Genomic DNA, 13,693 nt, shown 5'->3' with positions numbered 1-13,693 from the left:
TTAATGGGTGCAGAAACGGTTGACATATTATATATAGAAAGAAGGGAACTAAATGAAACGAATCGTATTTATGGGAACACCGGATTTTTCCGTTCCCATCTTACATAACCTAGTGAAATCAGAGTATGAGGTAGTGCTCGCCGTAACTCAACCAGACAGACCGGTGGGGAGGAAGCGAGTTATCACCCCCCCACCGGTTAAAGTCGAAGCAGAAGAACATGGCATTCCCGTCTATCAGCCTGAGAAATTAAGAGATAGCTATGAAGAAATTCTAGCTTATCAGCCTGATTTAATTGTTACAGCAGCTTACGGTCAACTACTGCCAAACGCTCTGTTAGAGGGTCCAGAGTTTGGTTGCATAAATGTTCACGCATCTTTGCTTCCTGAGTTAAGAGGCGGCGCTCCAATTCATTATGCAATAATGCAAGGTAAAAAAGAGACAGGCATCACAATCATGTATATGGTGGAAAAGCTCGATGCCGGGGATATATTAACCCAACAATCCGTACCTATAGATGATAAGGACCATGTCGGTACTTTGCACGATAAGCTCTCTAAAGTGGGAACTACATTATTAATGGACACCTTACCACGTCTTTTTAATGGTGATATCCATCCTTTGAAGCAAGATGACGCAAAAGCAACCTTTGCTGGTAATATCAAGCGTGAACAGGAAAAAATTGATTGGCATAAGAACAGCTTGGAGATTTACAATCACATCCGTGGGCTTAATCCTTGGCCTGTAGCATTTACAACCTATCAAGGTTCAAATATGAAAGTCTGGTGGGGCGAAATACAAGACGAACATTATGATGGCAGCCCAGGAGAAATTGTAGAAAGAACAGAAGATGGGTTTCTTGTTGTATGTGGAGACGGAAAAGCGATTAAGGTAACAGACATGCAACCAGCAGGAAAAAAACGGATGTCGGTTAAAGATTATTTACAAGGATCCGCCGATCGAATAAAAATAGGCACAGTATTGGGTGGTTAAATGAATAATTATCTACTAAGAGATACAGTTCTCGATATATTAATTCGGATTGAAAAAGACAATGGCTTTAGTCATTTGTTAATTGACAATGAATTAAGAAAGCAAAAAATCCAAGCTAAAGATGAAGGACTTCTAACTGAAATCGTGTATGGTACCATGCAATATAAATTAACGCTTGATTATTATCTACAAAATTTTATTGACCAACAAAAAAAGTTAGATCTATGGGTACGTATGCTTCTGCGAATGTCTGTTTATCAAATGGTGTACTTAGATAAGATTCCTGACCATGCTATCATCCATGAAGCTGTTGAACTGGCTAAACGCCGTGGGCATAAAGGGATTGCTTCATTGGTTAATGGTGTTTTAAGAACGATACAACGTAAGGGAGTCCCCTCTACTTCTCAAATAAAAGATGATGTGAAACGCCTTTCTATCGAAACAAGTCATCCAGAATGGTTGGTAAGTCGTTGGGTATCTACCTATGGTTATGAGACTGTCGAAGAGATGTGTAAGACAAATATAACTAGAAAGCATACCGCCATAAGGATTCAGCCGTTGAAGATTACAAGAAGTGAAGCAATGGATAGGCTCAGACAGGAAGGTTACGAGGTTAGTACTTCTACATTATCTTCACAAGGAATAATCGTGGAAAAAGGAAATATTTTAAGGTCTTCTTTATTTAAAGACGGAGAAATTACCATTCAGGATCAAAGTTCCATGCTTGTTGGAGAGCTATTGCAAGCTGAACCTGGTATGCAGGTCTTAGATGCTTGCAGTGCACCAGGAGGAAAAGCGACCCATATTGCGGAAAAAATGTTGAACAAGGGACGCATAGATGCTTATGATCTTCACAAAAAGAAAGCGAAAAGGATAGAGTACAAAGCATCAGACCTAGGTTTATCAATTATCCATGCATCAGCTCAAGATGCAAGAAGCTTGCAAGAAACACATGAACTTGAGAGTTTTGATCGCATTCTTGTTGATGCTCCATGCTCAGGCCTAGGAGTGATGCGAGGAAAACCAGAAATAAAATATCATAAGCAAGAAGAAGATATAAAACGATTAGCTGATATTCAGCTTGATATATTAGAAAGCACTGCCCCACTTCTTAAAAAAGATGGTTTGTTGATTTATAGCACATGTACTGTAGATGCAGCAGAAAATGAAGGAGTGGTAAAGTCATTTCTTTCAAATAACGCTTCTTATACAGTAGATAAGACCTTCTTTGATGAGCTTCCAGAAAGTCTAAAAGATGCAAGAGGGATTACGTCCTATGGACTACAAATATTCCCGCAGGATGAAGATACGGATGGCTTCTTTTTGACACGGATTAAGCGAATTTAATCAATAAGTATATAGAAATATTGGTTTGTAGAGTACTAAAATAACCGTTCCAACTATAACAGAAACATATAATACGTGACGTGATTAGAAAAAATGTTCTTTTTTACACTTATTTGTGTAATACTTGTTATAAATACTGATCCGTGAATAATGGAGGGGTGAAATAATGAAAGGTCAATTTATGACAGATCAGGGACTGGTCAGAAGCCATAATGAGGATGCAGGCGGTGTGTTTTATAATAAGCATGATCAGTTGCTTGCAGTCATAGCTGATGGGATGGGCGGTCACCAGGCGGGCGATGTTGCCAGCCGAATGGCCACGTCTTTAATGGAGACGGAGTGGCTGGAATCGGAACAATTGGACAACCCTGAAGCAGCCGAAAGTTGGCTTCAGACAGCTGTTGAGAAGATTAATAAAAAAGTATATGAACACTCTCTTACCAAGGAAGAGTGCCAAGGTATGGGTACTACTTTTGTGGTAGCCATATGCACGGAAGATTTTATCACCGTTTCAAATATTGGGGATAGTCGATGTTACATGCTTAGTGAGGATGGGTTCAAGCAAATAACGGTGGACCATTCTCTTGTAAATGAACTTGTGCGTTCTGGACAAATTTCTAAGGATGATGCCGAACAGCATCCGAGAAAGAATGTTCTCCTAAAAGCTTTAGGTACGGAAAAGTCTGTCGTTCCTGAAATTATTTCACTAGGTTGGGAAATGGGGAATAAACTCCTTTTGTGTTCAGATGGATTATCTAATAAGGTCACGGATGAAGAGCTACATCGATATATTCTCGCTGATGAAGATATCGAGCAAATAGAGACTGAAATGATCCGTTTAGCGAACAACAGAGGTGGGGAAGACAATATCTCCGTCATCGTTGTAATGTACGATTCACCTGAGAAAGATGGTGAGCGTTAATGTTAAGAAGAGGACACTTATTAAATGAACGTTATGAAATAATCGACACTATTGGTGGTGGCGGTATGGCAAACGTTTATTTAGCAAGAGATAAAATTCTTGAACGTGACGTGGCCATTAAAGTGCTTCGAATGGAATACGTAAACGATCAGGAATTTATTGCACGATTTGATCGAGAAGCACAGTCAGCAACAAGTCTATCCCATCCGAATATTGTCAATATTTTTGACGTTGGGGAAGAGGACGATATTCTTTATATGGTGATGGAATATGTTGACGGAATGACTTTAAAAGAGTATGTCCAGCAATATGGGCCACTTGCTGTTCAGGAAGCATTAGATATCTTGAAGCAAATTACTGCAGCAATCGCCCATGCTCATGCAAATGATATTGTGCATCGAGATATAAAACCTCAAAATATTCTTATTGATACATATGGACAAGTAAAAGTAACTGATTTTGGAATTGCCATTGCTTTAAGTGCAACTTCACTCACACAGACCAACTCTATTCTCGGTTCTGTCCATTATCTTTCACCAGAGCAGGCTAGAGGAGGAATGGCAACTAAGAAATCAGATATTTACTCGATTGGTATTGTTTTATTTGAGTTGCTTACAGCTAGGCTTCCTTTCTCAGGCCAATCTCCTGTTTCAATTGCCTTAAAACATTTACAAAGCGATACGCCTTCTGTACGAAGGTTTAATCAAGACGTACCGCAAAGCGTAGAAAATATTGTATTAAAGGCAACCGCAAAGGATCCATTTCATCGTTATGAAACAGTCTATGAAATGGAAGAAGCACTCGAAACAGCGTTACATCCAAGTAAATTAAATGAAGCGATATATAAGCCACCTGTAGAAGCCGGGGAAGAGACAAAAGCTATCCCGATTATAACGGATAATCAGCTACATGACTCAAGTCAAGATACAATTGTCCATCAAACAAATAATATGACAAAAAATTATGCTACAGAAGATAAAGCTGAGATCAATAATAAACCTAATAAAAAGAAAAAAGGAAAGAAAAATAAAAAAGGGAAACCGAAGAAAAAGAAAAAATGGCTTATCATTTTACTAGTCCTATTTTTCTTAATGGTAGCTGGCGTGGCAGCACTCTTTCTTATTCCTGGATTGCTACAGCCTGCTGATGTAAAAGTTCCGGATGTTGCAGGTTTGGAGTATGAAGAGGCTGTAGATGAGCTTGAAAAAGCTAATTTGACTACCAAGCGAGAATACGTAACTTCCGAAGATGTGGACGAAGGCTTAGTTATTGAAACAGAACCAAAAGCGAATAGAACGGTGAAGGAAGAATCTACGGTTACGATTGTAGTCAGTGAAGGGAAAGAGAAAGAAGTTTTTGAGGACTATGTAGGTAGAGACTACAGTCAGGTGGAACGAATGCTAGAAGATGATTACAGTGAAATTATCTCATATGAGAAACATTCCGATCGTCCTGTCGGAGAGATCATTACGCAAATACAACCAGCTCCAGATAGTGAGGTAGTACCAGGAGAAACAAAGGTTATTTTTGAGGTTAGTGATGGACCAGAATTGGTAGAGCTTAGCAATTTATCTGGTATGACAGAAGGAGAAGCAAGTGCTTATTTAGAGGAAAATAATCTTAAAATGAATAAAGTTGAAGAGAACTCTGAAGACATACCTGAAGGGGAAGTTATACGACAAGATCCTTCGGCAAACTCTGAAGTAGAGCCGGGTTCTACGGTAAATGTATATATTTCCACTGGACCTGGAGAGAAGCCTCCAGTTACCCATCGTATAACGTATACAGTTCCATATAGCATGGAACCAGAGCAGGAAGAAGGAGAAGAACCAGTAGAGCAAACAGTACAAATTTATATTGACGACATGGAAAATGACTTGTCAGAAGTGTACCGAGAAGAAACCATTACAGCTGATCAGGAATTTACTTTTACACTGGTCATTGCTCCTGATGATGAAGCAGAATACTTAATAAAACGGGACGATGAAGTGGTTACAAATAAAACGGTTTCGTATGAAGAAGGTGACTAAATGTCAGAAGGAAGAATTATAAAAGCCTTAAGTGGTTTCTATTATGTAAAAGTTGAAAATGGCGAAGTAATACAGTGCCGTGGCAGAGGGGTTTTTCGAAAAAGAAAAATTACCCCTCTTGTTGGGGACTTTGTAGAATTTGAAGCCGATTCACCTGATGAAGGTTATATTATTGAGATCAAACCAAGAGAAAATGAATTGGTCAGACCGCCTATAGCGAATATTGATCAGGCTATTATTGTGAATTCTGCCATTCAACCTGATTTTAGCACTACCCTTTTGGACCGATTTCTTGTGCTAATAGAGGCAAAGCACATTGAACCAATTATCTTTATTTCAAAAATGGATCTGATTTCACCTGAAAAACAGAAGACAATCGAAGCCTATCGGAATGACTATGAAAGAATTGGGTATAAGGTAGAATTAGTTTCCTCCAAGGCAAGTGGGGGAGTGTTACCGCTTAAAGACTATTTTTCTGAAGGTGTCACAGTGTTTGCTGGACAATCAGGTGTAGGGAAGTCATCTATTCTTAATGCACTAAAGCCCTCGTTGTTATTAAAAACCGCTGCCATATCTGAGAGCCTTGGTAGGGGAAAGCATACGACAAGGCATGTAGAGCTGGTTCAGGTGAACAATGGACTAGTAGCTGACACGCCAGGATTTAGTGCACTTGATTTTCAGGAAATTGAGGCAGAAGACCTTAGTGACTGTTTTCCAGAGATGCGCTCAAGGAAAGGTTCATGTAAGTTCCGTGGCTGCATGCATCATAGAGAGCCGGGCTGTGCGGTAAAAGAGGCAGTGGAAAACGGAGAAATTAGCTCGTATCGTTATGAGCACTATCTTACTTTTTTAGAAGAAATTCAATCGAGAAAGCCGAGGTATTAGTATGGTAAAGATAGCACCATCAATCCTCTCAGCTGATTTTGCCAAACTGGGAGAAGAAATAAAAGAAGTAGAAAATGGAGGAGCGGATTATATTCATGTCGATGTGATGGACGGCCATTATGTGCCAAATATTACCATTGGCCCACTAATTGTAGAGGCTATACGACCAGTCACATCGCTTCCGCTTGATGTCCATCTTATGATAGAGAATCCAGACAGCTATATACCAGCATTCGCTAAAGCTGGCGCTGATATCATTACAGTCCACCAAGAGGCAAGCCGACATTTACACCGTTCTATCCAACTTATTAAAGACAATGGTGTAAAAGCAGGTGTAGTGATAAACCCTGCTACGCCTGTTGAAATGCTTTACCCGATCTTGTCAGAAGTAGATTTGGTTTTACTTATGTCAGTTAACCCTGGGTTTGGTGGACAGTCGTTTATTTCGTCTACCGTTGAGCGAATTAAACAGGTGGCCGATTTCAGAAAAGCACATAACCTATCGTTTGAAATAGAGGTGGATGGTGGGATTAATGCTATTACAGCAAAACAATGTACAGATGTCGGAGCTGATGTGTTGGTTGCTGGCAGTGCAGTTTTTAATCCAACTAATCGACAAGAAGCCATCTTAGAGATTAAAGATGCCGTGAAGGAATAAGAGAATGACAGCAATTGGTATTATTGGAAATGGACCTCAGAACTACCCGGATTTCGCGCCATTCAAGGAAGAAATCGATTTTTGGATTGCCGCTGATAGAGGAGCTTTGGCTTTACTGGCTCATAATATTCCGATAGATCTAGCGGTAGGAGATTTTGATTCTATTACTGCAGACGAAAAAGAGCATGTCCGACTACATGCGAAGCAATTTGAAGAATATCCTGCGGAAAAGGATGAAACAGACTTAGAAATTGCTCTTCTAAAGGCATTGGAAAAGCATCCTGAACGTCTCTATCTTTTCGGAGTGACAGGAGGCCGTTTAGATCACGAGATGATTAACATCCAGTTACTGCATACCATTACTGAAAATGGCGTGCATGGCATGATTGTCGATCAGTCCAATTTGGTGGAATTATATAAACCTGGAGAGTATACCGTAGAAAGTAGTGCGTTATACACTAATATTTCGTTTATCCCTTTCTCTCCAACAATTAAAGGGTTGACGCTAACTGGCTTCTATTATCCTTTATCAGATAAAACGGTAACATGGGGGTCCACCCTATGTATTTCAAACAGACTTATTAGAAATATTGGTACTTTTTCTTTTGCAGAAGGCATACTATTACTAATAAAGAGTCGTGATACGATTCAAAGGTAAGCTGTGCATGTAGAAGAGGAGGGCGAACTCATGAAATTTTATACTATTAAGCTCCCAAGATTCATCGGTGGTTTTGTCAAAGTGGTTATTGGTGTGTTCAAAAAGGATAAGTAAAACATTTAAGCTTTTGTCAGTAGATTGACAGAAGCTGATTTTTTTGCACGCTAGTAAACCGTGATAATGGTCTGTCTACTACTTTATACTGTAAAACAGTACTGGATGTTTTAGGCAAATAGCTCAAAGCATTAAGTGTACCCTTTATGCTTTGATTCTTGTTGGACGTATTTGCAAGGACATGCTGTTATCTACAGAAAACTAGTATTATAGCAATAAAAAAACACCCTATTAAGAGGGTGTTTTTTCTATCGTACAATTCCAGTTCTGTATGACACGTAAGTTATACGCGCTCTACTTTACCTGATTTAAGTGCGCGTGCAGATACGTAAACTTTTTTAGGTTTTCCGTCTACCATGATACGTACTTTTTGTACATTAGCTTTCCAAGTTCGCTTGTTGGAATTCATAGCGTGAGAACGTTGGTTTCCACTGCGTGTCTGGCGTCCAGTTACAACACATTTTCTAGCCATGCAAATCCCTCCTTACTGTATACATGTGTCATTTCATACTTATACAATTTACCATAAGTAATGAGAGAATGCAATAATTGTTTTATATTATATAAAGAATAATCACTTGACAGATTAGTGTAATTCGTCCATTGTTATAGAGGACATTTTTACATATTATGAACTCTGCTTTTAAAATGATTCGGCATGTAGTAGAATATGCTTATATAATTGTGCAGGTATTAAAGGAGGATTATATTATGTCCATAGAGCTTAATACAAATGATGGTCATGTAACCATAACAAATGAAGTTATCTCTACAATCGCTGGTGGCGCTGCAATAGAGTGTTACGGAATTGTTGGGATGGCCTCTAAAAGTCAAATTAGAGATGGTATCGCAGAAATTCTTCGCAAAGAGAATTTTTCTAAAGGTGTAGTAGTTCGCCAGGAAAATGAAAGACTTGATATAGATATGTATATTATTGTCAGCTATGGAACAAAGATCTCAGTAGTAGCGCATAATGTACAATCACAGGTGAAGTATACACTTAGTCAATCACTTGGTTTAGCGATTGATTCTGTCAATATCTTCGTACAAGGTGTACGGGTTGCACAAGATTAAGAAAACAAATTAAAAAATTTAAAAAGCTAGCATCGAACAATTGCGTATGAATTGTGTTTCACCAGCGCTTCAAGCAGATCTTAGCACTTACTGGCCTTCCATGTTGCGATAGAAGTGTCAGAACGCTCGTTAGCGCTCACGCTTTTGTTTCAAGAGGAGGAAGTAAAGTGACAATAAAAAATTTGGATGGCAGTACATTTGCTCAAATGGTATTGGCCGGAGCGCACCATTTATCAAATAATGCTCAAAAAATAGATGCATTAAATGTATTTCCAGTACCAGATGGGGATACTGGTACCAACATGAATTTATCAATGAGCTCTGGTGCAACTGAGGTAAAGAAGCAAAACAGCGAAAACATTTCTGAGGTCGCTAATTCTTTTGCCAAAGGCTTGTTAATGGGGGCAAGAGGTAATTCAGGTGTTATTCTATCTCAAATCTTCCGTGGTTTTTCTAAAGGAATGGAAAAAAAGGAAACCGTTACAACAAAGGACCTTGCAAAGGCTTTTGATACGGGGGTTTCTACAGCTTATAAAGCAGTAATGAAACCAGTAGAGGGTACTATTCTTACTGTCGCGAAAGATGCAGCAAAGGAAGCTGTTAAGGTAGCAGAAAAGGAAGAAGACATTATCCAATTAATGGAAAGTGTTATAACAGAAGCGAAAGCCTCTTTGAAACGCACACCAGATCTCTTGCCTGTTTTAAAAGAAGTGGGTGTTGTGGATTCAGGTGGGCAGGGCTTAGTTACGGTATATGAAGGTTTCCTTTCTGTATTAAAGGGTGAGGAGCTGCCTGAGCATATTACTGAAATTGAAATGGACGATATGGTTAATGCAGAGCACCATAAGATCACGCAAGACTTTATGGATACATCTGATATCGAATTTGGCTATTGTACAGAATTTATGGTGAAATTTGAAGATGATAAGCTTCAAAAACAACCATTTAATGAAGATGATTTCCGTAATGAGCTAAGCAAACATGGAGATTCACTCCTGGTTGTTTCCGATGATGAAATCGTAAAAGTGCATATCCATGCGGAATATCCAGGCACATGTATGACGCTTGGTCAGCGTTATGGTAGCTTAATTAATATGAAGATTGAAAACATGAGGGAGCAACACACTGCGATTGTTGGAAACAAGACCTCCGAGCCTAAAGAGAAAAAACTAACAGAGTATGGAATTGTAACAGTTGCAATGGGCGAAGGAATAAAGACTCTCCTTGAAAGTTTAGGCGCAACCGTTGTCATTGAAGGCGGACAAACTATGAATCCAAGCACACAGGACATAGCAAACGCTATTAAGGAAACGAACGCTAAAAATGTGCTCGTTCTTCCAAATAATAAAAACATCTTAATGGCAGCAGATCAAGCTGCTGAAATAGCTGACGTAAATGTTCGGGTTATCCCAACCAAAACAATTCCGCAGGGGATAAGTGCTATGCTTGCATTTCATCCTGAGTCGGATATTGATGGGAATAAAGAGGCAATGAATGAAGCGAGAAGCCATGTGAAAACAGGGCAGGTTACCTATGCAGTTCGCGATACGCAAATAGATGGTATCACGATCGAGAATGGCAACTTCATGGGTATTCTTGATGGTAAAATTAAAGCTACACATAAAGATAAAACGGAAGCAGTGAAATTACTTTTAGAGGAAATGATCTCAGAAGACGACGAAATTCTCACCATTCTACAAGGTGAAGATGTAGCAGATCAGGACGTAGAAGAACTGACAAGCTTTGTGGAAGAAAAATATGAAGATATTGAGATTGAAGTACACAAAGGTAACCAACCAATATACTCTTATATTTTCTCGGTAGAATAAATAACATAAAAAAATCGCTCTTCTTCCAAACGGAATTTGAGCGATTTTTTTAGTTGTATTGTTTTTTGAAGTAAAACAAACCACATCACCTTTGAAATTAAAAAAGCCACAGTTAATAAAAATATCTTATTTATATTTTTATATCCCCATAATTTTCATGACGAAGTCAAATAGGAATAGAGCTGCTATAATTATTAAAGGAACTGAAAGTTCTTTTGGTTTGCCAGTCGCTATTTTTACAACAGGATATGCGATAAAACCAAAAGCCATACCATCTGCTATACTGTAGGAGAATGGAATCATCGCTACAATTAGCAGTGCCGGGAGGCTTTCGGACAAGTCACTTACACGTATGTGTCGAATGTTTTGTACCATTAGAAAACCGACAATAATTAAAATCGGACTTAAAGCAGAATTTGGTATCATTGTAATAAAAGGAATTAAGAACAATGTTGCCAAAAACAACAGACCTGCTGTTATTGCTGCTATTCCAGCTCTTCCCTTTGAAGCAATGACAGCTGCATTTTCAGCAGCCGAAACTGTTGGTGAAGTCCCTAGAAAAGCAGAAGCTACCGTAGAAAAGGCAGTTGCCTTGTATGCTTTGTCGTATGCTTTTTCCTTATCAAGCATTTGTAGCTGCCCGTTTAGTAATCCCATATTTTCAAATATGAGAATGATTGCTAAAGGAAAAACTGCCAGCCAGAAACTTAAATCCCCGATTGCTGAAAAGGATGGGAAGAAAATAACTTCTTTCGGATCCACATGAAGCGCATTACTTCCATTTTCCAAGACTCCAAAAAGTGAAGCGAGGATAGTACCTGCAATCATAGTTACAAGAAAGTTTGCAGGTACATTTCTGACGAAAAGAAAAATAGCCAGAAATAACGTAAGCAAACTAACAAGAACTGTTGGTGAGGTGAAATCGCCAAACGCTAGAATAGTGTTTTGACCATTGACCACAAGTCCACTTTTCTCTAAGCCAATCAGAATTAAGAAAAAACCAAGCCCAACAGTGATGCCATGCTTTAAGGAATCTGGTATTGCTTCTTTGAGAAGTATTCCCATACGGCTGAAAGCTGTCAGCAGAAATAACAAACCAGCAACAAGCACAACAGCTAATCCTTCTTCAAATGTAAGGTTGGTTCCTTCGACAATGGAGTAGGCAAATAAAGCATTAATTCCCATTCCTGGTATCAGGATCAAAGGAACACCTGCATACAGTCCCATTAACATTGTTCCTAAAAAACTAACGAGAATAGTGGCAATCATACCAGCTTCCAGAGAAACTCCAGCCTCATTTAGAATGGAGCCATTTACTACGACAATATATACCGTGGTTAAATATCCAATTATCCCAGCAACAATTTCTGTACGGAGATTGAGTTTCCCTTTTTTATCTGGTCTTTCATTCGAAAAAGCCATGATATCTCCTCATCGTACTTACATCCCTCTCCCACCCGATTATGGCAAGGAAGATGAGTACATGCTGAAGTTCCCTTCAACTAATTACTCTGTCGTACTTTGCCTGTAATCCACAAATGATTATTTTACACTTTTTTGTTATAATTTACAATAGAACGATAACCTATACGTTAAAATGGCGGTGAGATAATGAAATATAATTCAGTCTTTGATATTATTGGTCCGGTGATGATAGGGCCGTCTAGTTCACATACAGCAGGTGCAGCTCGCATTGGGAAAGCTGCACGAAATCTATTTGGTCAAGAGCCCACATGGGCAAAAATACATCTCTATGAGTCTTTTGCCAAGACTTACAAGGGTCATGGCACAGACTTTGCGCTTGTAGGCGGATTACTTGGCTATGAAGCAGATGATAAAAGGATTAGTAAATCACTAGAAACAGCGAAGGAGCGCAATATAACTGTTGAATTCATCGAAGATAGTGCTGCAGTTAATCATCCCAATACAGCTAGATTAATTATTGGCAATGCATCTGGATCACTTGAACTTGTCGGTATATCAATTGGTGGAGGTAAAGTGGAGATTACGGAGCTAAATGGGTTTGATTTGAGGCTATCAGGAAATCATCCAGCTATCTTGATTATGCATAATGATCGATTTGGTGCCATAGCCTCTGTTACAAGGATATTAGCTAAATACGAAATAAATATTGGACATATGGAAGTTAACCGGAAAGATGTGGGTAAGGAAGCATTAATGGTAATTGAAGTAGACCAAAATGTAGAGGATGCCGTTTTGAAGGAATTAGAAAGCGCTGACCATATAGTAAGAATAGCAAAAATTGACAGCTAAAACTGTCGAGAAGGAGGGATCCACGTGTTTCGAACAGTAAAGGAATTAGTGGAGTTAGCTGAAACGGAAGGAATACAACTGTCCGAAGTCATGATAAGACAGGAAATGGACGTGAAAAATAAATCCCGTGAAGAAATATATGAAGAAATGGAAAAAAACCTTCAGGTAATGGAAAAGGCGATCGAGGATGCGTTAGAAGGGGTTCAGTCGGTTACGGGCCTTACAGGCGGGGATGCGGTCTTAATTCAAAAGTATATGAAAGAAAAAAATCCGCTTTCAGGAAATTTAATGCTTGATGCAGTAAGTAAAGCGATGGGTACAAATGAAGTAAATGCAGCAATGGGTACAATTTGCGCTACACCTACTGCGGGTAGTGCGGGCTGTGTGCCAGGCGCGCTTTTTGCTGTGAAAGAGCAGTTAAACCCGACTCGCGAACAAATGATTCGCTTTCTATTTACAGCAGGAGCATTTGGCTTTGTTGTTGCAAATAACGCTTTTATTTCAGGGGCTGCAGGAGGCTGCCAAGCAGAGGTAGGATCAGCCGGTGCGATGGCAGCAGCAGCTATAGTTGAAATGGCTGGCGGTACTCCACAGCAGTCTTCAGATGCTTTTGCAATGACGCTGAAAAATATGCTGGGCTTGGTTTGTGATCCGGTTGCAGGTTTGGTTGAGGTTCCTTGTGTTAAACGTAATGCAGCAGGCTCATCCTTAGCAATTGTCTCAGCGGATATGGCCTTAGCCGGTGTAACAAGTCGTATTCCGTGTGATGAAGTAATAGGCGCCATGTACCGAATTGGAAAGCAAATGCCTTCTAGTTTAAGAGAAACAGGGGAAGGCGGATTAGCGGATACGCCGACTGGCCGGTTATTAAAAGAAAAAATATTTGGTATGTCTGTATAGGAAGTGTTAGC

14 protein-coding genes are annotated in these 13,693 nt (G+C 39.3%); 12 read left to right on the top strand and 2 right to left on the bottom strand.

Features of this window, described 5'->3' with window-relative positions; translation table 11 throughout:
• Positions 1-52 precede the first annotated feature (52 nt).
• The 8 genes from fmt (at position 53) to spoVM (ending at position 7,605) form a co-directional block, all read left to right on the top strand.
• On the top strand, positions 53-991 hold the full coding sequence (fmt, locus tag BN988_RS03610) for a methionyl-tRNA formyltransferase (protein ID WP_036573145.1): 939 nt from the start codon (positions 53-55) through the stop codon (positions 989-991).
• A complete protein-coding gene (gene rsmB / locus BN988_RS03605; protein ID WP_036573144.1) occupies positions 992-2,338 on the top strand; it encodes a 16S rRNA (cytosine(967)-C(5))-methyltransferase RsmB in 1,347 nt (448 codons plus the stop codon).
• Positions 2,339-2,504: 166 nt separating this feature from the next.
• The gene (locus tag BN988_RS03600; RefSeq protein ID WP_036573141.1) at positions 2,505-3,260 is read left to right on the top strand and encodes a Stp1/IreP family PP2C-type Ser/Thr phosphatase; all 756 of its coding nucleotides are present in this window, start codon (positions 2,505-2,507) and stop codon (positions 3,258-3,260) included.
• Entirely contained in the window at positions 3,260-5,290 is a 2,031-nt protein-coding gene (gene pknB, locus BN988_RS03595; protein WP_036573139.1) for a Stk1 family PASTA domain-containing Ser/Thr kinase, read from the top strand. Before BN988_RS03600 ends, pknB begins: the two co-directional genes overlap by 1 nt.
• Positions 5,291-6,175, top strand: coding sequence for a ribosome small subunit-dependent GTPase A (rsgA, locus tag BN988_RS03590; RefSeq protein ID WP_036573137.1), 885 nt, complete (start codon positions 5,291-5,293; stop codon positions 6,173-6,175).
• A 1-nt stretch (position 6,176) separates the two neighbouring features.
• On the top strand, positions 6,177-6,833 hold the full coding sequence (rpe, locus tag BN988_RS03585; RefSeq protein WP_036573136.1) for a ribulose-phosphate 3-epimerase: 657 nt from the start codon (positions 6,177-6,179) through the stop codon (positions 6,831-6,833).
• A gap of 4 nt (positions 6,834-6,837) precedes the next feature.
• Positions 6,838-7,491, top strand: a complete 654-nt coding sequence (locus BN988_RS03580; protein WP_036573133.1) for a thiamine diphosphokinase — start codon at positions 6,838-6,840, stop codon at positions 7,489-7,491.
• A gap of 30 nt (positions 7,492-7,521) precedes the next feature.
• Positions 7,522-7,605: a stage V sporulation protein SpoVM gene (gene spoVM / locus BN988_RS03575; protein ID WP_036573131.1), complete on the top strand. Its 84-nt coding sequence runs from the start codon at positions 7,522-7,524 to the stop codon at positions 7,603-7,605.
• Positions 7,606-7,888: 283 nt separating this feature from the next.
• Here spoVM and rpmB read toward each other — a convergent pair whose 3' ends face one another.
• The gene (gene rpmB / locus BN988_RS03570; RefSeq protein ID WP_036573130.1) at positions 7,889-8,077 is read right to left on the bottom strand and encodes a 50S ribosomal protein L28; all 189 of its coding nucleotides are present in this window, start codon (positions 8,075-8,077) and stop codon (positions 7,889-7,891) included.
• A 239-nt stretch (positions 8,078-8,316) separates the two neighbouring features.
• Here rpmB and BN988_RS03565 point away from each other — a divergent pair, with 239 nt between their 5' ends.
• Both BN988_RS03565 and BN988_RS03560 read left to right on the top strand, forming a co-directional pair.
• Positions 8,317-8,679: an Asp23/Gls24 family envelope stress response protein gene (locus tag BN988_RS03565; protein ID WP_036573128.1), complete on the top strand. Its 363-nt coding sequence runs from the start codon at positions 8,317-8,319 to the stop codon at positions 8,677-8,679.
• A 167-nt stretch (positions 8,680-8,846) separates the two neighbouring features.
• Entirely contained in the window at positions 8,847-10,508 is a 1,662-nt protein-coding gene (locus BN988_RS03560; RefSeq protein WP_036573126.1) for a DAK2 domain-containing protein, read from the top strand.
• A gap of 138 nt (positions 10,509-10,646) precedes the next feature.
• Here the strand turns inward: BN988_RS03560 and BN988_RS03555 are convergent, their stop codons facing one another.
• On the bottom strand, positions 10,647-11,930 hold the full coding sequence (locus tag BN988_RS03555; RefSeq protein ID WP_051557638.1) for an NCS2 family permease: 1,284 nt from the start codon (positions 11,928-11,930) through the stop codon (positions 10,647-10,649).
• Positions 11,931-12,119: 189 nt separating this feature from the next.
• Between BN988_RS03555 and sdaAB the strand changes: the two genes are divergently transcribed.
• Entirely contained in the window at positions 12,120-12,782 is a 663-nt protein-coding gene (sdaAB, locus tag BN988_RS03550; protein ID WP_036573125.1) for an L-serine ammonia-lyase, iron-sulfur-dependent subunit beta, read from the top strand.
• A gap of 24 nt (positions 12,783-12,806) precedes the next feature.
• The gene (sdaAA, locus tag BN988_RS03545; RefSeq protein WP_036573124.1) at positions 12,807-13,682 is read left to right on the top strand and encodes an L-serine ammonia-lyase, iron-sulfur-dependent, subunit alpha; all 876 of its coding nucleotides are present in this window, start codon (positions 12,807-12,809) and stop codon (positions 13,680-13,682) included.
• Positions 13,683-13,693 lie beyond the last annotated feature (11 nt).

The organism is Oceanobacillus picturae (assembly GCF_000612865.1).
Classification (GTDB): Bacteria; Bacillota; Bacilli; order Bacillales; family Amphibacillaceae; genus Oceanobacillus_B; species Oceanobacillus_B jordanicus.
The sequence above is the reverse complement of the archived record's forward strand: the minus strand, read 5'-3'. Positions and strand labels throughout refer to the sequence as shown.

Bases quoted from the DNA above. Each gene is read 5' to 3' on its own strand.
- BN988_RS03600 (WP_036573141.1), top strand. From the start codon at position 2,505: ATGAAAGGTCAATTTATGACAGATCAGGGACTGGTCAGAAGCCATAAT.
- rpe (WP_036573136.1), top strand. From the start codon at position 6,177: ATGGTAAAGATAGCACCATCAATCCTCTCAGCTGATTTTGCCAAACTG.
- fmt (WP_036573145.1), top strand. From the start codon at position 53: ATGAAACGAATCGTATTTATGGGAACACCGGATTTTTCCGTTCCCATC.
- BN988_RS03565 (WP_036573128.1), top strand. From the start codon at position 8,317: ATGTCCATAGAGCTTAATACAAATGATGGTCATGTAACCATAACAAAT.
- pknB (WP_036573139.1), top strand. From the start codon at position 3,260: ATGTTAAGAAGAGGACACTTATTAAATGAACGTTATGAAATAATCGAC.
- spoVM (WP_036573131.1), top strand. From the start codon at position 7,522: ATGAAATTTTATACTATTAAGCTCCCAAGATTCATCGGTGGTTTTGTC.
- rsmB (WP_036573144.1), top strand. From the start codon at position 992: ATGAATAATTATCTACTAAGAGATACAGTTCTCGATATATTAATTCGG.
- BN988_RS03580 (WP_036573133.1), top strand. From the start codon at position 6,838: ATGACAGCAATTGGTATTATTGGAAATGGACCTCAGAACTACCCGGAT.
- rpmB (WP_036573130.1), bottom strand. From the start codon at position 8,077: ATGGCTAGAAAATGTGTTGTAACTGGACGCCAGACACGCAGTGGAAAC.
- rsgA (WP_036573137.1), top strand. From the start codon at position 5,291: ATGTCAGAAGGAAGAATTATAAAAGCCTTAAGTGGTTTCTATTATGTA.
- sdaAB (WP_036573125.1), top strand. From the start codon at position 12,120: ATGAAATATAATTCAGTCTTTGATATTATTGGTCCGGTGATGATAGGG.
- BN988_RS03555 (WP_051557638.1), bottom strand. From the start codon at position 11,930: ATGGCTTTTTCGAATGAAAGACCAGATAAAAAAGGGAAACTCAATCTC.